Source organism: Streptomyces sp. NPDC006879, assembly GCF_042869595.1.
In the GTDB taxonomy this organism is placed as follows: Bacteria; Actinomycetota; Actinomycetes; order Streptomycetales; family Streptomycetaceae; genus Streptomyces.
In genome coordinates, this window is the sequence record NZ_JBIAGC010000028.1 from 31,370 (window position 1) to 51,860 (window position 20,491).

At 70.4% G+C, this 20,491-nt stretch carries 16 protein-coding genes; 4 read left to right on the forward strand and 12 right to left on the reverse strand.

Annotated features, from left to right (window positions below; translation table 11 throughout):
- Positions 1-79 precede the first annotated feature (79 nt).
- Both ACFYMC_RS20290 and ACFYMC_RS20295 read left to right on the forward strand, forming a co-directional pair.
- Complete coding sequence (locus ACFYMC_RS20290; protein WP_388527003.1) at positions 80-1,243, forward strand: exonuclease SbcCD subunit D; 1,164 nt, start codon at positions 80-82, stop codon at positions 1,241-1,243.
- Entirely contained in the window at positions 1,240-4,263 is a 3,024-nt protein-coding gene (locus ACFYMC_RS20295) for an AAA family ATPase (RefSeq protein ID WP_388527006.1), read from the forward strand. Before ACFYMC_RS20290 ends, ACFYMC_RS20295 begins: the two co-directional genes overlap by 4 nt.
- A 130-nt stretch (positions 4,264-4,393) precedes the next feature.
- On the opposite strand, the gene ACFYMC_RS20300 is transcribed toward ACFYMC_RS20295, so the two are convergent.
- Together ACFYMC_RS20300 and ACFYMC_RS20305 are read right to left on the reverse strand one after the other, a co-directional pair.
- On the reverse strand, positions 4,394-4,969 hold the full coding sequence (locus ACFYMC_RS20300; protein ID WP_388527009.1) for a GNAT family N-acetyltransferase: 576 nt from the start codon (positions 4,967-4,969) through the stop codon (positions 4,394-4,396).
- A 40-nt stretch (positions 4,970-5,009) separates the two neighbouring features.
- Positions 5,010-5,456: an Lrp/AsnC family transcriptional regulator gene (locus ACFYMC_RS20305; RefSeq protein WP_388527012.1), complete on the reverse strand. Its 447-nt coding sequence runs from the start codon at positions 5,454-5,456 to the stop codon at positions 5,010-5,012.
- Positions 5,457-5,550: 94 nt separating this feature from the next.
- Here ACFYMC_RS20305 and ACFYMC_RS20310 point away from each other — a divergent pair, with 94 nt between their 5' ends.
- On the forward strand, positions 5,551-6,075 hold the full coding sequence (locus ACFYMC_RS20310) for a rhodanese-like domain-containing protein (RefSeq protein WP_388527014.1): 525 nt from the start codon (positions 5,551-5,553) through the stop codon (positions 6,073-6,075).
- A gap of 146 nt (positions 6,076-6,221) precedes the next feature.
- Here ACFYMC_RS20310 and ACFYMC_RS20315 read toward each other — a convergent pair whose 3' ends face one another.
- The 4 genes from ACFYMC_RS20315 to ACFYMC_RS20330 all read right to left on the reverse strand — a co-directional run bounded on the left by ACFYMC_RS20315 (position 6,222) and on the right by ACFYMC_RS20330 (position 12,206).
- Positions 6,222-7,913 carry a DUF885 domain-containing protein gene (locus ACFYMC_RS20315; RefSeq protein ID WP_388527017.1) on the reverse strand — a complete coding sequence of 564 codons (1,692 nt, stop codon included), beginning with the start codon at positions 7,911-7,913 and terminating at the stop codon, positions 6,222-6,224.
- A 232-nt stretch (positions 7,914-8,145) separates the two neighbouring features.
- Positions 8,146-9,561, reverse strand: coding sequence for a GNAT family N-acetyltransferase (locus ACFYMC_RS20320; RefSeq protein ID WP_388527020.1), 1,416 nt, complete (start codon positions 9,559-9,561; stop codon positions 8,146-8,148).
- Between the two features lie 103 nt (positions 9,562-9,664).
- Complete coding sequence (locus ACFYMC_RS20325) at positions 9,665-11,233, reverse strand: alkaline phosphatase D family protein (RefSeq protein ID WP_388527023.1); 1,569 nt, start codon at positions 11,231-11,233, stop codon at positions 9,665-9,667.
- A 127-nt stretch (positions 11,234-11,360) separates the two neighbouring features.
- Positions 11,361-12,206 carry an alpha/beta fold hydrolase gene (locus ACFYMC_RS20330; protein WP_388527026.1) on the reverse strand — a complete coding sequence of 282 codons (846 nt, stop codon included), beginning with the start codon at positions 12,204-12,206 and terminating at the stop codon, positions 11,361-11,363.
- A gap of 675 nt (positions 12,207-12,881) precedes the next feature.
- Between ACFYMC_RS20330 and ACFYMC_RS20335 the strand changes: the two genes are divergently transcribed.
- A complete protein-coding gene (locus ACFYMC_RS20335) occupies positions 12,882-13,646 on the forward strand; it encodes a GntR family transcriptional regulator (RefSeq protein WP_388527029.1) in 765 nt (254 codons plus the stop codon).
- Positions 13,647-13,769: 123 nt separating this feature from the next.
- Here the strand turns inward: ACFYMC_RS20335 and ACFYMC_RS20340 are convergent, their stop codons facing one another.
- The 6 genes from ACFYMC_RS20340 to ACFYMC_RS20365 form a co-directional block, all read right to left on the reverse strand.
- Positions 13,770-14,927, reverse strand: a complete 1,158-nt coding sequence (locus ACFYMC_RS20340) for an ROK family transcriptional regulator (RefSeq protein ID WP_388527032.1) — start codon at positions 14,925-14,927, stop codon at positions 13,770-13,772.
- 102 nt (positions 14,928-15,029) lie between these two features.
- Entirely contained in the window at positions 15,030-16,463 is a 1,434-nt protein-coding gene (gene purB / locus ACFYMC_RS20345) for an adenylosuccinate lyase (protein WP_388527035.1), read from the reverse strand.
- Between the two features lie 59 nt (positions 16,464-16,522).
- Positions 16,523-17,302 (reverse strand): SGNH/GDSL hydrolase family protein, encoded by a 780-nt coding sequence (locus ACFYMC_RS20350; RefSeq protein WP_388527038.1) that lies wholly within the window; start codon positions 17,300-17,302, stop codon positions 16,523-16,525.
- 67 nt (positions 17,303-17,369) lie between these two features.
- Positions 17,370-18,389, reverse strand: coding sequence for a hemolysin family protein (locus tag ACFYMC_RS20355; protein ID WP_388527040.1), 1,020 nt, complete (start codon positions 18,387-18,389; stop codon positions 17,370-17,372).
- A complete protein-coding gene (locus ACFYMC_RS20360) occupies positions 18,386-19,768 on the reverse strand; it encodes a hemolysin family protein (protein WP_388527043.1) in 1,383 nt (460 codons plus the stop codon). Before ACFYMC_RS20360 ends, ACFYMC_RS20355 begins: the two co-directional genes overlap by 4 nt.
- A gap of 141 nt (positions 19,769-19,909) precedes the next feature.
- Positions 19,910-20,377: a GNAT family N-acetyltransferase gene (locus ACFYMC_RS20365; protein ID WP_388527046.1), complete on the reverse strand. Its 468-nt coding sequence runs from the start codon at positions 20,375-20,377 to the stop codon at positions 19,910-19,912.
- Positions 20,378-20,491: the final 114 nt, after the last annotated feature.

A 20,491-nucleotide genomic window follows, 5' to 3' on the forward strand; every position in this document is an offset into this window, starting at 1 on the left:
GGCGTGCACCCGGGTGCGGCTGGAACACCGGGTGAGGGAGGGGCGTAGTGATGGGCCTGGCGATCTGCGGGACCGCCGCGTGAGGTTCTTGCACACCTCGGACTGGCACCTCGGCCGGTCCTTTCACCGGGTGAACCTCCTGGAGGCCCAGGCCGCCTTCATCGACCATCTCGTCGAAGCCGCCCGCACCCACCAGGTGGACGCGGTGCTCGTCGCCGGTGACGTCTATGACCGTGCAGTACCTCCCCTTGCCGCAGTGGAACTCTTCGACCGCACCCTGCACCGCCTCGCCGACCTCGGCGTGCCCACCGTCATGATCTCCGGCAACCACGATTCTCCCCGCCGACTGGGGGTCGGCTCCGGTCTCATCGACCGCGCCGGCATCCACCTGCGGACCGACCCGGCAGACTGTCACCGCCCCGTCGTGCTGCGCGACGCGCATGCGCAGGTGGCCCTCTACGGTTTGCCGTACCTGGAGCCGGCGCTGGTCAGGGACGAGTTCGCGGTGGAGCGCACCGGACACGAGGCGGTGCTGGGGGCCGCCATGGACCGGGTGCGCGCCGACCTCGCCGAACGGGCCGATGGCACCCGCAGCATCGTCCTCGCGCATGCCTTCGTCCACGGAGGTGCCCCCAGCGACAGCGAGCGCGACATCACCGTCGGGGGCGTGGCCGCCGTACCCGCTGCCGTCTTCGACGGCGTCGACTACGTGGCCCTCGGGCATCTGCACGGCTCTCAGCGGATCACCGAACGGGTGCGTTACTCCGGCTCGCCGATCGCCTACTCCTTCTCCGAGGCCGACCACCGCAAGTCCATGTGGCTCGTCGAGCTCGGCCCGGCCGGTGAACTCACCGCCGAACGCCTCTACGCCCCGGTGCCCCGCCCGATCGCCAGGATCCGCGGCAGACTCCCCGACCTGCTGAGCGACCCGGCCCTCACCCGGCACGAGGATTCCTGGATCGAGGCCACCCTCACCGACCCGGTCCGTCCGTCCGAGCCGATGGCCCGCCTCGGCGCGCGGTTCCCCCACACGCTGGCCCTCGCCTTCGCCCCCGAGGAGCGGGCGGAGACCACCCCGGCCTCCTACGCCCAGCGTTTGGCGGGACGCAGCGACCAGCAGATCACCGAGGATTTCGTCGCCCACGTGCGGGGCGGAGCTCTCGACCCCGACGAGCGCTCGGTACTGCATCGGGCCTTCGACGAGGTCCGTGTCGAAGCCACCGTGAACGAGGTGGCCCGATGAGGCTCCACCGGCTCACCGTGACCGCTTTCGGCCCCTTCGGCGGCACCGAGGAGATCGACTTCGACAGCCTCAGCGCCGCCGGCCTCTACCTGCTGCACGGACCCACCGGCGCGGGGAAGACCTCCGTGCTCGACGCTGTCTGCTACGCCTTGTACGGCACCGTTCCCGGCGCCCGACAGGCGCCGGCTGCGAACCTGCGCAGCGACCACGCCACTGCCGACACGCTCACGGAGGTCCTCCTCGACCTGACGGTGGGTGGCCGGCGGCTGGAGATCACCCGCCGTCCCGAGCAGGCGCGCCCGAAGAAGCGCGGTAAGGGAACCACCAGGGAGAAGGCGCAGAGCTGGCTGCGCGAGCACACCGCCGCCACCGGCTGGACGGCGCTCAGCCGCTCCCACCAGGAAATCGGTGAGGAGATCTCGCAACTCATCGGAATGAACAAGGAGCAGTTCTGCCAGGTGGTGCTGCTGCCACAGGGAGAGTTCCAGCGGTTCCTGCGGGCCGATGCGGCAGACCGCGGCCGGCTCCTCGGCCGTCTGTTTGACACCAGCCGATTCGCGGCGGTCGAAACCCGACTGGCCGAGCAGCGCAGGGCTGCGGAGTCCAGGGTCCGCGCGGGCGACGAGTGCGTCCTGGCCATCGTCCAGCGGATGGCCCAAGCCGCCGGTGACGTCGTGGAGATGGCCCCTCCGGAGCTGGCCCCCGCCGAGCCGGGGCTGGCCGGGGAGGTCCGCTCCTGGGCGGCGATCGCCCGGTGTGGTGCCCGTGAACGCCACACCGTCACCGCCCACGCACTCGGCGCGGCGCGGCGCCGGCACGCCGTGGCGGTGGCGGCCCTCGACCAGGAGCGCGAGCTGGAGCGGCTCCAGCGCCGGCATGCCGAAGCCAGTAGGCGCCAGAGCCAACTCAACGAACAAGAAGAGGAGTTGAAGCAGGTTCGACGGCGTCTTGAGCGAGCCCGCCAAGCCGACCGGGTGGCGCCTGCGCTGGCGTTGCACCAGGCCGCGGAACGCGAGTGGCGCGCGGCCACCGACGCGTACGCCAGATGCGCGGCCACGCTGGACGCCGACCTCGCCGAGGCGGGCGCGGAGCAACTCGCCCAGTACGAGCAGCGACTGCGGCAGGAACTGGGCGCACTTCAGGCTGCGCGCCGAGACGAGCTGCGCAGCGCCGAGATCACCGAGGAACGCCGAACCCTGGAACGAGAGGCCCGACAAGCCGAGGAACTGCTCGCTGAGGGTTCGGCCTGGTTGAACGCTTGGGAGGACACCCACAACGCCCTCCTGGACAGGGCGTCGGCAGCAGAAGAGGCCGCCGGCCGCACCGAGCGGCTCGCCGCACGCCTGGAGCCCGCCCAGCGCCAGCTGGCAGCCGCACGCCGCCGTGATCACCTCGACGCGCAGGTCTCGACCGCGACCATTGGCCTCCTGGCCGCCCGGGAGAGCGCCGCCGCGGCCCGAGAACACTGGCTGGAGCTCAAAGAAGCCAGGCTGCTGGGCATCGCTGCCGAACTGGCGGTCTCCCTCAGTGACGGCACACCCTGCGCGGTCTGCGGATCGCTGGAGCACCCGGCTCCGGCACGCCCCGGCGCGAGCCATGTGGACCGGGCGGCCGAGGAAGCGGCCCGCGCGGCGTACGAGCGCTCGCAGAACGCCCGGGTGGAGGCGGAGAACAAGCACACCGCCCTGAGCACCGCCCACCAGTCAGCCCGGGACGAAGCCGGCGACGGGTCCGCCGAAGCGCTCCAAAGGCTCGTCGAGGAACTCACCGATGACCGGGACGTCTGCGCCGCGACTGCATCCGACCTTGCCCCGGCTCGTGCGGATCTGGCCCGTGCGGAACGAGAACACCAGCGCCGCGTCACCGAACGACACCAGGCCGAACAACACGGCGCCGCCCGGATGGCCCGTCGCGAACAGCTCGACCGCGAACTCGCCGCGCTTGAGGCCGTGCTCGCCACGCTGCGCGCAGACGCGCCCAGCGTGGGCGCGCGGGCAACGGCCCTCGCGGCGCGGGCGGTCCGGGTCGGTGAGGCCGCACGCGCGGCCGGCGCCGCTGAGGCAACGGCGCTGAGGTTGAAGGCAGCGGACGACGGCCTGGCGCACGCGGCCTTCGAGGCCGGATTCGACACGCCGGCAGCCGCCGCGGCGGCTGTGCTTCCGCAGGAGGCGTTCCGGGCGCTGCAAGCGCGTCTCGACGAGTGGAACGCGGAATGTGCGGCGGTGGCAGACCGACTCGCCGAGCCCGGGACCGCTGCCGCCGCCGAACGACCACCGGCCCGCCCCGCTGCCGCCGAGGCGTCGGTGCAGTGGGCGGACCAACAACTGCGGGCTGCGTCCTCCTCCGCCGACGCAGCCCGCGAGCGTTGCGACCAACTCGACCACCTGTCCGCGCGGGCCGAGGAGACGCTGCGCGAACTCGGGCCGCTGCGGGCACAGTACGAGCGGGTGGCCCGCCTTGCGGCGCTGACCGCCGGCACTTCAACGGACAACGAACGCAGGATGCGACTGGAGTCCTACGTGCTGGCGGCCCGTCTCGAACAGGTCGCGGCGGCGGCGACAGTCCGGTTGGGACGCATGTCCGCAGGGCGCTACACCTTGGTGCACTCCGACGCCCGAGTCGGTGGGCGGGGCCGCTCGGGCCTGGGGCTGCACGTGGTGGACGCCTGGACGGGCCGGGAGCGTGATACCGCGAGTTTGTCGGGCGGTGAAACCTTCTTCGTCTCACTGGCGTTGGCCCTGGGTCTTGCGGACGTGGTCACCGACGAGGCCGGAGGGTTGCGGCTGGACACCCTTTTCATCGACGAAGGGTTCGGCAGCCTGGACGAGCAGACGCTCGACGAGGTCCTCGACGTCCTGGACTCCCTGCGCGAGCGGGACCGAAGCGTGGGCATCGTCAGCCACGTGGCAGACCTTCGCCGCCGCATTCACGCGCAGTTGGAAGTGGTCAAGGGGCGGACGGGGTCGGTCGTACGGCAAAGGGGCACCGGCGCCGGCCGCCATGGATCCGCTCGCGGGTGAAGGTGGCGTCGGCCGCGGTCCGGCTTGATGCCGCCGACCTCGAACTTCCTTCCCTGCCGGGCCCGTCGGGCTTGCCTCGTACGAAGGATCACGAAGCGGTTCGCCACCGGGCCTTCGCTCGTGGCCGTGCTCAACTTCGCTGACGGAAGTCCAGCATGTAGAAGAGCTTGTCGTAGCGGTGTTCACCGACGGCGACGAAGTCAGGCAGACGGCCGTATTCGGTGAAGCCCAACGACCGGTAGAGGTGAAGGGCGTTGGCGTTGTCGCCACGGGCGTCCAGAGTGAGGACCTCGATGCCCGCCTTCCGGGCGTCAGCGATGAGGGCTGAGGTCAGCGCCCGACCGACACCACGACCGTGGAAGGCGGCATCCACCGCGATCTTCTCAAGGTCGGCGTGTGGTCGATGGGTCGGGCGGGCGTAGCGGAGCCAGTACCCGAAACCGACGAGCCGACGGTCGAGGTAGGCGACCCGCAGGGCCGCGTCCCCTGCCTGCACCGCAGCCACCAGGTGGCCCAGAAGTTTCGCCACCTCAGTTCGTGAGGGTGGTTCGACCCAGCCGAGCGCGGCACCTGCGTCCACCAGGTCGGCCAGGATCTGGTGGGCCGACTCCGTGAACCGAACCTCCAGATCCGGATCGGCAGTCAGCTCCGCGATGTCAAGGACTGTCGGCGAATGGGTCGCACCGCTGGACGAGGTCGGGTTCATGGCCAGGAGCCTAAGGACTGTCCCGCAGTACCCGGCGTACTCAGCCGCTGACGGCCCGTCGGGGCAGCGGGGACGAGTAGACGACGCTGGTGGTGACGGCGCCCAAGCCGGAAATCCGGCCCACGACCTCTTCGAGGTGGTTCATCGAGCGCGCAGCGACCTTGAGTACGAAGCAGTCGTCGCCGGTGACGTGGTGGGCTTCCAGGATCTCGGTGGTGGTGTCGAGGAGATCGTGGAACGGCTTGTAGTTTCCGTGGGGGTAGCGCAGCCGGACGAAAGCCAGGATGGGAAGGCCCAGCTTCTCCCGGTCGACCACGGCCGCGTACCCGCGGATGACCCCGGCCTCTTCGAGCCGGCGCACCCGTTCGGTGACGGCGCTCGCCGACATCGAGACGGCTCGGGCGAGTTCGGCGAAGCTCGCCCGACCCTCGCTCTGGAGGGCGTCGAGAATGCGCCAGTCGGTGGTGTCCGGTGAAAACGTGGTCATGGGCCATGAATAGCAGCGGATTCCACGGCTAGGCAAGCAGAAGACCGGGGAAGGTCCCTTCTGGGAAAGGTGAACGCTGCATAGGTTCTCAGTCATGAACGCATTGCAGAACTCTGCCCCCGACGCCACCTCGCCGATCACCGCGAAGAGCCCGGTCCTGCGGGTCCCACCTGCTGCCCCGGCTGCCGCGGCTGCCCATTTCCGCGCCAACCTGACCTTCTACACCGATGTCTCCGATGTCGCCGAGGCCCACCCTCGCGCGACGGGCGCCGTCCACCCCGGCTACGTCCTGGTGGACACGCGGTCGACCGCGGCATGGGACCAGGGTCATGTACCCGACGCCATCCACCTGCCCACCGCACTCATCGCGGCACAAGCCGAGCGGGTGTTGGACAAGTCCGTGCCAGTGGTCACCTACTGCTGGGGACCCGGATGCAACGGGGCGGCCCGCGCCGCCCTCGCGCTAGCCGAGCTCGGTTTCCAGGTCAAGGAGATGATCGGCGGCATCGAGTACTGGATCCGTGAGGGGTTCGAGGTCGAGACCGTGGGCGGTACGAGGCGACGCGCCGACACCGACCCGCTGACTGCGCCTGTCGACTCCGAAGACTGCGGTTGCTGAAGGAGGCCACCGTGCCCGCTCACCGACGGCTGCTTCCCCCGGACAACGGTGGGAAGCAGCCGCCGACGCTCTGCCCGCACGGCTGTGAAGCAAGCGGGCCCGCAGCCGTCAACTCGCTCGCGGAACGGTTGGGTTACCCATGCCGGTCAGAGTTTGGACAGTTCCTCCACCAGGTCGTCCAGGCCCAGGGAGCCTTGCGAGAGGGCGGCCATATGCCAGGCCTTGAGGTCGAACTCCGCCCCGCGCGCGGCGCGGGCCCTCTCCCGGCCCAACAGCCAAGCCCGCTCACCCAGTTTGTAGCCGATGGCCTGCCCCGGCATGGAAAGGTAGCGGGTCATCTCGCTCTCCACGAAGTCCCCCGGACGGCCGCTGTGCGCGTTGAAGAACTCCTCCGCCAGCTCCGGGGTCCAGCGTTCGCCCGGGTGGAAGGGCGAATCGGCCGGGATGTCCAGCTGTAGGTGCATGCCGATGTCCACGATCACCCGGGCAGCGCGCATCATCTGACAGTCTAGGTAGCCCAGCCGCCGCTCGGCGTCGGTCAGGAAGCCCAGCTCGTCCATGAGCCGCTCCGCGTACAGCGCCCAGCCTTCGGCGTTCGCGCTGACGCAGCCCACCGTGGCCTGGTAGCGGGAGAGTTGATCGGCCACGTGCGTCCACTGCGCCAGCTGCAAGTGGTGGCCGGGTACTCCCTCGTGGTACCAGGTCGAGACCAGGTCGTAGACGGGGAAGCGGGTCTCGCCCATCGTCGGCAACCAGGTTCGGCCCGGACGGGAGAAGTCCTCCGAGGGCGCCGTGTAGTAGGGGGCCGCCGCCCCACCCGGCGGGGCGATCTTGGATTCCACACGCCGGACCCGCTCGGCGAGGTCGAAGTGAGTGCCGTCGAGCGCCTCGATGGCCTCGTCCATCAGGGCCTGCAACCAGGTGCGGACCTCCTCCACGCCCTCGATGTGCGAGCCGTGAGCGTCCAGGTGCGCCAGCGCCTCCCATGGGCCGGAACCGGGCAGGATGCGCTCTGCTTCGACCTGCATCTCGGCGAGCAGCCGGTGGTACTCGGACCAGCCGTAGGCGTATGCCTCGTCGAGGTTGAGGTCCGTGCCGTTGAAGTAGCGCGACCACCGGGCGTAGCGCTCCCGCCCGACCGTGTCCGGCTGGCCCTTGACGGCGGGTGCGTACACGTCCCGCACCCAGTCGCGCAGTGCCATGGTGGCGTCGGTGGCCTGCGCGGCGGCGGCGTCGAGTTCGTCGCGCAGCGAACTGGGGCCGCCGGATGCGAAGTCGGCGAAGTAGCCCGGGCCGCCGTCGTCCTCACCGAGCCATGTGGCGAGTTGTCCGAGGAAGGTCGCGGTCGGGCGGGGTCCACCGTAGAGCTTGCGCGCCAGGCCGAGATCCAGGCAGGCCCGGTAGCCTTCGAAAGCGGCCGGGACCGCCCGCAGGCGCTGGGCGATCGCCGACCAGTCGGACTCGGTCTGCGCGGGAGTCAGGGAGAAGACCTCGCGCACCGAGTGCACGGGGGAGTGGATGTTGCTGACGGCGCGCAGGTCCTCCTCGGCCTCGTGAACGGCGAGTTCTGCATTCAGCCGTTCGTGGAGCAGCCGTGCACAGCGGCGCTCGGCTTCGGAGTCGGCGCCGGGCAGCTGCTCGGCGGCCCGCAGCCGCTCCAGCGTGGTGCGCGCGAGTTCCGCCACCGCCTCTCGGCCCGCTGGTGAGAAGTCGGGGAGCTTCGAGGAGCTTTCGGTGACACCGAGGTAGGTTCCGGTGATCGGGTCCAGGGCGATGAGGTCGTCGACGTAACGGTCCGCGACCTGGCGAGGCAGCTGGCTGCCGTGGATGTGTGGCATGCGGGCCATCCTGGTACGAAACCGTCGCCCGCGTCATGGGCGTTCGCTCTCAGCCTCCTGACGGCTACCCGCCGCAGGGCTCCGCCGGTGCTCCGTGACACCGTCCCGGGGCGCCCGCCACCGGCTCGGGCACTGCGACGCGCCCTCGAAGCGCCCCCGTACGGGGGCGCCCGTCCATCGTGCCGCGCGCCGCCCCTGACCGCGCGGCGGCCACCACGGGCTGGGTGAGCGCCTACGCCGGCCGGCCGCTTCGTGGCAGCGCGCCCTGCTGGTGGTCTGGCGCGGGGTGCGGGGTCTGCGCGCCGTTGGAAAGCCGGGCCGTGACCACGAGGGTGCCTTCTTCGATCTGGTAGTCGAGGGGGAGCCCCAGGGCGCGCATGGCGGCGACCATGCCGGTGTTGGAGGACTGGGTGACGGCGTACACGCTCTCGCAGCCCGCTTCCATGGCCAGGGCCACGAGCCGGCGGAGGAGCTCGGAGCCGATGCCGCGCCGCTGCCAGTCGTCCTCCACGAGGAGCGCCACCTCCGTCTCGTCCCCGTCCCACAGCAGGTGGCCGAGGGCGACAAGGCGCCCGGAGGCCGTTTGGACGGCGAGGGTGCGGCCGAAGCGCGGGCTGAGCAGGTGCCCCAGGTAGCGGTCGGCATCGACGACCGGTCCGTGGTAGCGCAGCCCCAGGGTGCGCGACGAGCACCGGTCGTGCATCGCTCGTGCTGCCGCGAGGTCGGTGGTGTCGGCTCGCCGCAGAGTGATTTCGTTGCCCTCCGGCAGGGTCAGGACGTCCTGGCTGCGCGGCACTCGGGGACCCAACCGCGCATCCAGTTCCACCAGTGCCCGGGCCCGGGCGAACTCAGTGGGAGTGAAGGGGAGGTAGGGCCGCTCGATCGTGATGGCACCGCCCGCGGGGTCGCGCAACCGCATCGAAGTGCCTTCCAGGACGCCCTCGATGGGTGCGTCCGCTCCGGTGGGCCGACCCGAGAGGGTGGTCGCCGGGAGCGAGTGGATGGTGCAACGACCCAGGAGTTGACGGAGGGCGAGCGGGAGTTCGGCCGCGTCCAGAGCGGTTCGGGTGGCCAGGCCCAGCAGCCTGGTGGGGGTGTCGACCAGATCGTGGGCATCGGCCCGCTCGATCCAGGTGTCGGTGCCACCCGCGCGGGCCGCGGTACGGGAGAGCTGGGCGGCAGTGAGTTGCTGGGGGGCGCGCAGCAGGAACTCGTCGACCGTGCCGTCCGCCAGCGGGTGGGTCTGGAGGGTGAGGATGTCCGCGTTCTGTTCGGCCAGTGCCGTACAGAGCGCCGCGAGGCTCCCCGGCGCGTCCCGCACCGTCGTGCGCATCCGCCACAGGGCTGGTTGGGAGGTTGCCCCCGGGGAGCGATCTTCCGCTGATCCGGGCTGCCCGCCGGGCGCCTCGACGCCCGGCGGTGCGTGGCTGTGGCTCCGTGCCCACCAGGTGTGGAAGGCGGCCGTCAGAACCAGGGCGACCGCTGAGACGGCGAGGAGGACGGGGCCCTTCGGCCCGTGCACGACCAGGTTGGCGACCGAGTCGGCGACGGCGACCGCCGTGAACACCGCGGCGAGTTCGACCGCATCTCGGCGCCAGTGGTGCACGCGGGGCTTCGGGGCAGGGTGGGCGGGGCGGCAGTCAGTCATGCATGCCACTGTGGCTCAGCGGTGTTGCGTGATCACGAACGCTTTGTGACCGACTGGTTAAGTAGGGGTATGGCTGCTTCCGTCCGCTTTTGGCCGGTTACTGTCACTGGCCTACGCGCCCGGGCTGCAACTGCTGGCTGTACAGGACGGCACCCCCGTGTTCCCGCAGCCGGACCGTGAGCTCGCCGCTGTGGCCGTCGATGTCCACCTCACCGTAGTACGGCGCCGACTCGGCGGGTGACATGTTCGGCCGGTCGGCGGACTTCACATAGGCGCGCCGCGGCCCGAAGGTCGGGTCCAGGCTGCTGGCACCGAACGCGCCCGCGTTCAACGGCCCGGAAACGAACTCCCAGAAGGGTGCGAAGTCCTGGAAGGCGGCACGGGAGGGGTGGTAGTGCTGCGCCGCGGTGTAGTGCACGTCCGCGGTCAACCAGAGCGTCCCGGTGATCCGGTGGTGCTTGATGTGTCTGAGCAGTGCGGCGATCTGCAACTCGCGACCGAGCGGGGCGCCGGGATCTCCCTGCGCGACCGCCTCGAAGTCGGTCGCGCCGTCGGCAACCACGATTCCCAGCGGCATGTCGGAAGCGATCACCTTCCATACGGCGCGGGAGCGGGACAACTCCCGCCTGAGCCAGTTCAACTGCTCGGCGCCGAGGATGCCGACCGGGTCCTCGGCCTGCCGGCCGGGGGAGTTGGCGTTGCGGTAGGTGCGCATGTCCAGGACGAAGACGTCCAGGAGCGGCCCGTGGCGCACCACTCGGTACATGCGGCCCTGTGCCTGGCCCGGCCGGGCCAGGGAGCCGGGGAAGTACTCGCCGAAGGCCCGCCGGGCGCGCGCGGCCAGTACGTCGGCCTCCCGGACGCGGTACCGGGGGTCCTCGATCAACTGACCCGGATACCAGTTGTTGCGCACCTCGTGGTCGTCCCACTGGGCGATCACCGGGACCTGCGCGTTGAAGGCCCGCAGATTGGCGTCGAGGAGGTTGTAGCGGAAGTTGCCGCGGTACTCCGCGAGCGTCTCGGCGACCTTGGCCTTCTCGGGAGTCGTGAGGTTGCGCCAGATCCGCCCGTCCGGAAGCGGCACCGCCTCGGTGATCGGGCCGTCCGCGTAGATCGTGTCGCCGCTGAAGAGGAAGAAGTCGGGGTCGCGGCGGCGCATCTCCTCGAAGACCGCGTAGCCGCCGAGGCTCGGGTTGATGCCCCAACCCTGTCCGGCGAGGTCTCCCGACCACAGGAAGCGGATGTTCTGACGGCGGCGCACCGGCGCCGTCCGGAAAGTGCCGCACACGGGCTGGCCGGTACGCCGTGGGTCCTCGGGATCGGCGAGCGTCACGCGGTAGTGCACCTGGTCCCCCGGGTGCAGTCCACTGATCGCAGTCGTCCCGGTGAAGTCGGTGCCCCGACCGAGCAGGGGGCCGGGCCAGCGGCGGGTTCCGTACCGGAAGGACTCGCTGGGTGAGGTTTCCACCCACATGCGGGCCGGACGGTCCGACCGTGCCCACACGAGCGCGGAGTGCGCCCTCACCGCGCCGACCTGAACGCCCCAGTGGGCGCCGGGGCGGCCGGAGAGCGCCAGCGCCGGAGCCGTGGCGCGCAGGGCGGTGGGTACGGCGAGGGCGGCAGCGAAGGTGCCGCGGAGCAGGGAGCGGCGGTGCGGAGCGGGCTGCGGCATCGGAGGGAAGCCTTCCGTAGACGGTGCGATCAGTGTGCAGCGCGCCCGGTGCGACCCAGCAGCCGCCGGGCGAACCGCTGGTGAACAACCATCAGCCTTCGCCGGCCCGCCCGTCGGTGCAGTGATGTCAGGCCGCGGCCGGCATCCGAGTGGTGTCCCGGATCACCCGGGCGACCAGAGCGGGGTCGTCGTTCATCGGGACGTGTCCACAGCCCGGGAGGCGTACCAGTCGCGCTCCCGGAAGGGCATGCTTGGCCCGTACGCCCTGACGACGCAGCAGCAGCCGGTCCCGGGTTCCCCATGCGACCGTGACCGGGAGGCCGGGGATGTCCTCGGTGATCCTTACGCCGCGACCGGCCGCCAGGGTGGCGGTGAAACCCGTAGCGGTGCGCAGGGCCAGGGTCTCGGCGACCACCGCTTCGGGGGAGCGGCGGCCGGGGCGGGCGTAGATGGTGCTGGTGAGCACGGCCCGTCCGGCGGCCGATTCGGCCAGCTTTTCGATCGCGGGTCGGGGGAGGCCGCGCGCTCCGGCTCGCATCGCCAGCAGGGTGGTGAAGGCGTAGCGGCGCTCCGTCTCGTTCCAGAACCCCGCGGGGGAGAGCGCGGTCACGGACCGGGCCAGCTTCCGCCGACCCATTTCGAGGGCGAGCAGCCCGCCGAGGGAGTTCCCCGCGACGTGCGGGCGGTCCAGACCGAGGGCGGCGCACAACTGGCCCAACACCGGTACGACGCTGGCGAGTCCGTATTCCACGCCCTCTGGCAAGGGGGCCGACGCGCCGAATCCCGGAAGGTCCACGGCGTAGACCTCGTGGTCGGCGGCGAGGAGGTCCATCACCGGTTCCCAGGCCTGGAGGTGGTGGCCGATGCCGTGCAGGAGCAGGAGCGGTTCGCCCGCTCCGCGTCGTTCGCAGGAGACGGTCAGCGGCAGCCGGCCAGCGGCGGAATCGATGGTGAACGAGACCGTGGCGGCCATGGTGCTCCTCGCGGGAAGGGGGACGAGAGCTAGACGTCTCGTCAACAAGCATTACCCGCCGGTATCTTGGACTTCAAGAGCGAGGGCGAAGCGCGTCCGGTATGCCTGGGGGCGTGGCCGGTTGAGGTGGTTTCGATCGATCGCGCTCGGGGCTGCGCGGCGCCGCGGGGCGCAGGGGCGTCACACCTGCTCGAAACCTCCCCCTCCGGAAGGGTCGGATCGCTGCGCGTGGACCCTCTTCTCCCACTGGAACTGGGAGCCTGGACGGGCAATCCGCCCTCGATCGCCTTCTCCTGGGCAGTGATACCGGGGTGTTCCATCTCACGGCCTCACCATCGGAATCCGGACGTCTGCGCGCTGCGCAACCGGGGCGAATCCCCCGAGCCGGCCCGCTTGGTGGGCGCTGCTTTCCTTGTGTCACCTGGCCCGGTCGCCCTTGCGCGGGCTGCGTCGCCCGAGTCGCCCTTTTGGCCTGTGTGAAGCGGTTCTCCAGTGTGGCGAGCGAACGGCCTGCGCATGCGCTGTGCGACTGGTCGAATGCGCTCCATAACGGTAGGAGGATTGGTCTTGACCAAGTCGGTGGCCCGTCCTATGGTCGCAGGGATAGTGCAGGAACCTTTAATAAACAAAGGCACGGAACTGGCGCCGGGATACGGCCTTTGCGGAGGAGTCAGGGTGGGGACCACTACGCTGGAAGCAGCGCCCGAACCGAAGTACTGGCACCTGAAGACCGTGCTCAGCGAGGCGCTGGACTCCGATTTCGCTGTCGGTGAGGTCCTGCCCAACGAACGGGAGTTGGCGGCCCGTTTCGGCGTCGCCAGGGCCACCCTCCGTCAGGCCCTCGAACAGCTGGAGCTGGAGGGCAGGCTTCAGCGCCGCCGTGGCGTGGGGACCACCGTGGCGCCGCCACGGGTCGGCATCGAAGTGGGCAACCCCGACCTCGCATGGCCCGGCGAAGCGGGCAAGGACGGTTGGCAACCCCTCGACTGCGTGCCGGTCGAGCCGTCCGCGGCAGTCGCCGCGCTCCTGGGCGTCGGCCCCGGTGAGCCGGTCCACATCGTGCGTCGCACCCGGCTCACCCAGGGACAGGCCGTCGCGGCCGAGCTGCTGTACGTGCCGGCCGCCTCGGTGCCCGGACTCGCCGCCATCGAAGAGGTGTCGGGAAGCACCCGAGCCCGAGCCGTCCTGCGGGAGCTCCAACGCCTCGTCCTCCAAGGCAAGGACCGCTCGGTGGAGCTCGGCTCCGCCCGTGCCGACGACGCCAAGGAACTCGACCGCCTTCCGGGCGCGCCGGTACTGGTCGTCACCACGCGGTACTTCAGCGCCGGGGCGGTCGCGGCCGTTTCGGTAGCCACCTACCGGGCCGACACTTGCCGCCTCACGTTCACCGAGAGCGGCGACGTCGAGATCAGCGCGGCCGACGAGCGCCGGGCAGGCTGAGCCGGCACGGTCTGTCGGTCAGCACGCTTCCTGCGGTGAGGGGGCGTCCGCGGGCCCCTGCACCGCGGGCACGCAGCACGCAGCTCGTGGCGCCCTCCTGGACAACGGCCCGGTCACGCCGTGTCAGCGACGGGCCGTCACCGTCTTCTCCACGGCGAACAACTGCTCCTCCACATGGTCCAGAGCCAGTCGGAGCGCGCCGGTGGCGACCGCCGCTTCACCCAGAAGCGATTGCGCAACCCGTGGCGGTCGCAGGCAGTAGCGTTCCAGCTCCCGGCGCAGCGGCTCCAGGACCCCGTCCAGACCGGCCGCCCACCCTCCGACCACGACCAACTCGGGGTCCATCGCCAACACCAGCGCCGCCACGTCGTGCACCAGACGCTGGATGAATCGTTCCACTGCCGCCACCGCGTGCTCGTCGCCCTCACGGGCCAGCGCGAACACCTCGGCAACCGCCTTCTCGTCCAACGGGTGCAGTGGCTCGTCAGTCGTCGACAACAGGGTCTCCGGGGTGGCGCCACGCCCCAGCAGGTGCAGTGCGCCGATCTCGCCGGCAGCGCCCCCGAATCCCCGGTGGAGCCGTCCGCCGATCAGCGAACCTGCCCCGGGGCTGAGTCCGGCAAGGACGAAGACGACGTCGTCGCTGTCGGTGGCCGAGCCCTTCCAGTGCTCGGCCACCGCCGCGGCATTGGCATCGTTCTCCACCAGCACGGGGCAACGGAAGGAGCGGCGAAGCCGCTCGCCCAGGGCCAGCCCCGTCCAGCCGGGCAACGCGGTGCCCAGCCGTACCCGTCCATCGGCCTCCACGATGCCGGGACTGCCGACTCCGACGGCACGCAAGGAGTCCCGGGGCACGCCCGCACGGCGCAGCAGATCGGCCACCGTGGCGCGCGCCTTGTCCAGGCGCTCGTCACTGGGGGCGCTCTCGCTGACCTCCTTGCTGCCGGCGCCGATGATCCTGCCGTCAAGCCCCGAAAGGAGGGCGGAGACGCGGTGTGACCCGATCTCGATGCCCAGGAGATACCCTGCCTCGGCGCGGAAGCGGTATCTCCGGGCCGGCCGACCCTGTCGCCGCGCCGACCCCTCGGCCGCCGGCTCCTCGACGACGAGCCCCGTGTTGACGAGCCCCTCCACGACGCCTTCGACGGTGGGGCGGGAGAGCCCGGTCACCCGGGTGAGGTCGGTCAGTGTCGGCGACTGAGCGCCACGCAGTGCGCGGAGCACCACAGCGGAATTGATCCGCCGCAGCAAAGAAGGATCTCCGCCGGTCAGCTGCCCCAACGTGATTCCTCCCAGCTCGCAGGCGTGTCAACCGGATGTTACTCGGCCTGACGCCGCCCTCGCGAGGCCGAGAACGGGCGCTTCCGGTTCGATGTCACGGGTTCAGAGGATTGCCCCCGGGGTGTACTCGGCTGCCTCGGGGTGCTGCTTGGCGATCTCTTCGATGCGTGAGAGCACGAGGCCCACCTGGTCGCCCGCGGCACCGGTGAAGGAGAGCTTGTCCGCCATCAGGGCGTCGAGATCGGCCCGGTCCAGCGGAATGCGGTCGTCCGCCGCGAGCCGGTCCAGGAGTTCGTTGCGCTCGGCACCCTGCTCGCGCATCGCGAGGGCCGATGCGACGGCGTGCTCCTTGATGACCTCGTGAGCGGCCTCACGCCCCACACCTGCCCGCACCGCGCCCATGAGCACCTTGGTGGTGGCCAGGAACGGCAGATAGCGGTCGAGTTCGCGGGCCACCACGGCCGGGAAGGCGCCGAACTCGTCCAGGACGGTGAGGAAGGTCTCGATCAGACCGTCGAAGGCGAAGAAGGCGTCGGGCAGCGCGACTCGCCGAACCACGGAGCACGAGACGTCGCCCTCGTTCCACTGGTCGCCGGCCAGCTCGCCGGTCATCGACGCGTAGCCGCGAAGGATCACCATGAGGCCGTTCACGCGCTCACAGGAGCGGGTGTTCATCTTGTGCGGCATGGCGGACGAACCGACCTGGCCGGGCTTGAAGCCCTCGGTGACCAACTCGTGGCCGGCCATCAGCCGAATCGTCTTCGCCATGGAGGAGGGTGCCGCCGCCAACTGGACCAGAGCGGTGACCACGTCATAGTCCAAGGAGCGCGGGTAGACCTGCCCCACGGAGGTGAAGGCGTGCGAGAAGCCCAGGTGGGCGGCGATGCGCTGTTCCAGTTCGGACAGCTTGACGGTGTCGCCACCGAGCAGGTCGAGCATGTCCTGGGCGGTGCCGACCGGGCCCTTGATCCCGCGCAGCGGATAGCGGCCCAGCAGGTCCTCCAGGCGGCCGTGGGCGACCAGCAGCTCGTCGGCGGCGGTCGCGAAGCGCTTGCCGAGGGTCGTCGCCTGGGCAGCGACGTTGTGCGAGCGCCCCGCCATGACCAGTTCCGCGTGCTCGCCGGCGAGCTTGGCGAGGCGGGTCAGCAGCGAGACCGTGCGGTCGCGGACCAGCTCCAGCGACAGCCGGATCTGCAGCTGCTCCACGTTCTCGGTCAAGTCGCGGGAGGTCATGCCCTTGTGCACGTGCTCGTGGCCGGCGAGGGCGTTGAACTCCTCGATCCGCGCCTTCACGTCGTGGCGGGTGACCTTCTCGCGCTCAGCGATGGAGGAGAGGTCCACCTGCTCCACGACCCGCTCATAGTCGGCGAGGGCGGCATCGGGGACCTCGATGCCAAGATCCTTCTGCGCGCGCAGGACGGCGAGCCACAGCCGACGCTCCAGCGTCACCTTGTACTCGGGGGACCACAGGACGGCGAGCTCCGCTGAGGCGTAGCGGCCGGCCAGGACATTGGGGATGCGGGGCTTGGCTGTCACGTGAACGGATTCTACTGTTCGTTCACGCAGGCCAGCGCCCCGGGCCGGGTTGTGGGTTGCTACGAGAGCGGTGGATCGTAGGGCAGCAGCTCCGGGCGCTTGGCGGGCATGCCATCGCCTGACGAGCGCCCGGTCAGCCGGCGGCCCACCCACGGGAGGAGGTGCTCGCGGGCGAACCGCAGGTCGCCGCTGCGGCGGACCGCCCAGCTCGCGCCGGCATCGGCGGGCAGCGGAGCGCGCCAGTCCGTCTCGGCGGGTAGGCCGAGGGCCTGCCAGACGGCTTCGGCGACCCGCACGTGGCCCTGCGCCGTGAGGTGCAAGCGGTCCACGTGCCACAGGCGCGGGTCCGCCAGGGGCGGGGCCCCGTAGAGGTCGACGACCACCGCGCCGTGGCGGGCCGCGATCTCGTCGATGCAGGAGAAGAGCTCCTCCATGCGTGGGCGGAAACGTTCCATCACCGGCCCCCGCCGACCGGGCGAGCGCATCAGCACCAGCTGTCGACACGAGGGCGCCAGCTTGCCGGCGGCTTCCTCCAGCTGCCCCCGTACCCGGCCCATATCGCACCGGGGCCGCAGGGCGTCGTTGAGACCACCGACGAGCGTCACCACGTCCGCGTGCATCGCTGCCGCCGCGTCCACCTGCTCCTCGACGATCTGGCCGATCAGCTTGCCGCGCACGGCCAGGTTCGCGTACCTGAATCCCTCGGTATGCGCGGCCATCCGGGCGGCGAGGAGATCCGCCCAGCCCCGGTAGGACCCGTCCGGGAGCCCGTCGGACATGCCCTCCGTGAAGGAGTCGCCCAAGGCGACGAGACTGTTGTATGAGGGGTTCATCTCCATGGCGGTGAGATGTTACCGCGCGGTTGGGGCGGGGTGTCCTGCTCCCGGCCCAACCGCCCGGCCCCGATCAGCTGGTCGCGGAGTTCCCGAAGAGCTCCCTCAGGACGTCCTCCATGGTCACGAGCCCCGTCAGGGTCGCATCCGGGCCGAGGACCGCGGCCAGATGGGTCCGGCTGCGCCGCATCGCGGTGAGCACGTCGTCCATCGGGGTCTCGGCCCTCACCTGAGCGATGGGCCGCATGGCCGAGAGGGGGAAGGCCTCGTCCCGCAGTGGAGCCTCCAGAGTGTCCTTGACGTGCAGATAACCAAGGACGCGCCGTTCTTCGTCCACCACCGGGAAACGCGAGAACCCCGATTCGGCGGACAGCCGCTCCAGCCCGGCGGGGGTGACCCCCACGCGGGCGAGGACCACCTGGTCGTGGGGCATCACCACATCGGCTACCGGACGACGGCCGAGTTCAAGAGCATCGTGCAGCCGCTCGCTCGATCGGCCGTCCAGCAGGCCGGCGGCACTGGAATCCTTCACCATCCGGGCGAGCTCGTCGTCCGTGAACGTGGCGGAGACCTCGTCCTTCACCTCGACCCGAAGCAGCTTCAGGAGCGCGTTGGCGAACGCGTTGATCGCGAAGATCACCGGCCTCAGAGCCCTGGTCAGGGTGACCAGCGGGGGCCCGAGCAACAGGGCGGTGCGCACCGGCTCGGCCAGCGCCACGTTCTTGGGCACCATCTCACCGAAGAGCATGTGCAGATAGGTCGCGATGACCAGGGCGATCACGAAGGAGATCGCGTGCGTCAACCCGCTGGGCACACCGAAGAAGTCGAAGGCCGGGGTCAACAGGTGTGCGATCGCTGGCTCCGCGACCACACCGAGCACCAGGGTGCACAGGGTGATGCCGAGCTGGGCCGCCGCCATGAGGGCCGACACATGCTCCAGCCCCCACAACACGTTCCGGGCCCGGCGGTCGCCGCGATCGGCCTGGGGCTCGATCTGGCTGCGGCGCACTGAGATCAGGGCGAACTCGGCGCCGACGAAGAAGGCGTTGGCCACCAGGGTCAGGAAGGCGATCAACAGTTGTACGGCAGTCATCGGGCTTCCTCGTTTCCGTGGCCCTCGCCCGCGGAGCCGTCCTGGCCACCCGTGGATGGTGCGTCCTCATCCGCTTCGACCGGGGCGCGGAGCAGTACCCGCGCCGCTCGGCGACCGGATGCGTCGACGACCTCGACGCGCCAGCCGAGCACCTGCAACTCGTCGCCGCGGTCAGGTATGCGACCCAGCTCGGCTGCGATGAGGCCGGCCAGGGTCTCGTACGGTCCTTCGGGAACCCGAAGGCCGATCTGCGCCAGCTGATCGGTACGGGCGGCGCCGTCGGCGGCGAACAGGCGCCGGCCCTGCGCGTCCGTGCCGGCGGGCGCCAGGTCGGGGGTCTCGTGCGGATCGTGTTCGTCGCGGACCTCGCCGACGACTTCCTCGACGATGTCCTCCAAGGTGGCCACCCCCGCCGTCCCCCCGTACTCGTCGATGACCACGGCCATGGTCTGCTTGCCGTAGAGCCGGTCGAGCAGACGGTTCACGGTCAGTGACTCGGGGACCAGGAGCGGCTCGCGCAGCAGCTGCGAGACCGGGTATCCGTGCCGCGCCTCGGCAGGCAGTGCCAGGACGTCCTTGATGTGCACGATCCCGACCACCGTGTCCAGGCTCCCGCGGTACACCGGGAAGCGGGACAGGCCGGTGGCCAAGGTGGCGTTGGCCACGTCCTCGGCGGTGGTCTGCACGTCGAGGGCCGTCACCTGCACGCGGGGGGTCATGACGTTCTCGGCGGTGAGGTCGGCCAGGTTCAGGGTGCGGACGAAGAGCTCGGCCGTGTCCTTCTCCAGCGCGCCCTGTTTGGCGGAGTGCCTGGCCAGTGCCACGAGCTCCTGAGGCGAACGAGCCGAGGCGAGTTCCTCGGCGGGTTCCAGGCCGAGCCTGCGCACCATGTGGTTGGCGGTGGTGTTCAGGTGACCGATCAGTGGGCCGAACACCTTGCTGAACACGCGCTGGGGGGTGGCCACGCGCTTGGCCACCGCCAGGGGAGAGGAGATCGCCCAGTTCTTGGGAACCAGCTCACCGACCACCATCAACACGACCGTGGACAGCGCCGTTCCCAACACCAGGGCGGCCGAGGACGCCACGGACGCGGAGAGCCCGACGGACTCGAACGGGCCGCGGAGCAGCTTGGCGATGGAGGGCTCGGCGAGCATGCCGATGACCAGATTGGTGACGGTGATGCCGAGCTGGGCTCCGGAGAGCTGGAAAGTCAGGCTGCGCACGGCCGCCATGGCACTGGCGGCGCCGCGTTCGCCCCGCTCGACGGCCTGCTGGAGTTCGCCGCGCTCGATCGTGGTGAGCGAGAACTCCGCCGCGACGAACGCGCCGCACGCGAGGCAGAGCAGGAGCGCCACTGCGAGCAGGAGCACTTCGGTCATCGGGTCACCTCCGTCCCATGATCGGTCAGGAGGATGCCTAGTGCTCGATGTCGGGTACTGGGAGGCTCGCCCATGGGCGGACGCTCACACCTTTCCTTCGTACGCTCGTCCGGACCGTCCGGACGAGTGGTGAGGCAAATATTAAAGGATGGGCAAAGTGGCTCGGGTGTCGGACGGGTCGGATGTCGGCGGCAGCGGTTTCACCCAGCGGGTCCACTGCTCCTGGGGTCGGTACCCGTAGGCCGTCCAGGCACTCTGGGCCCGCTCGTTGCGGTTGAGCACCATGGCGTCCCCCCGGCGTCCGCCCAGGCGCCCGAACCGCTCTTCCGCAGCCGCGAGCAGCGCGGTGGCCACGCCCTGCCGGCGGTGGTCGGGGTGGACCGCCAACCGGTACAGATGACAGCGCCAGCCGTCGAAGCCCGCTATCACCGTGCCCACCAGTTCGCCGTCCCGTTCGGCGAGTATCAACGACTCCGGATCCCGCTCGTGCAGGCGTTCCACGCCGGCCAGGTCGTCGCTGATGCTCTTGCCCTCGGCTGCTGAACCCCAGAAGGCCAGCGCCACGGCCAGGTCCGTGTTTGTCGCGTATCGGATGCGCAGATCACTCATGGTGCAGATCCCACCATCCGTGGCCCGCACGGTCGAACCCATTTCACGTTGTGGTCAGGTGCCTTGGCGTTGGTCCACGGGGGTCGGTCCCCACCCGGATGGTCCTAGGGCGAC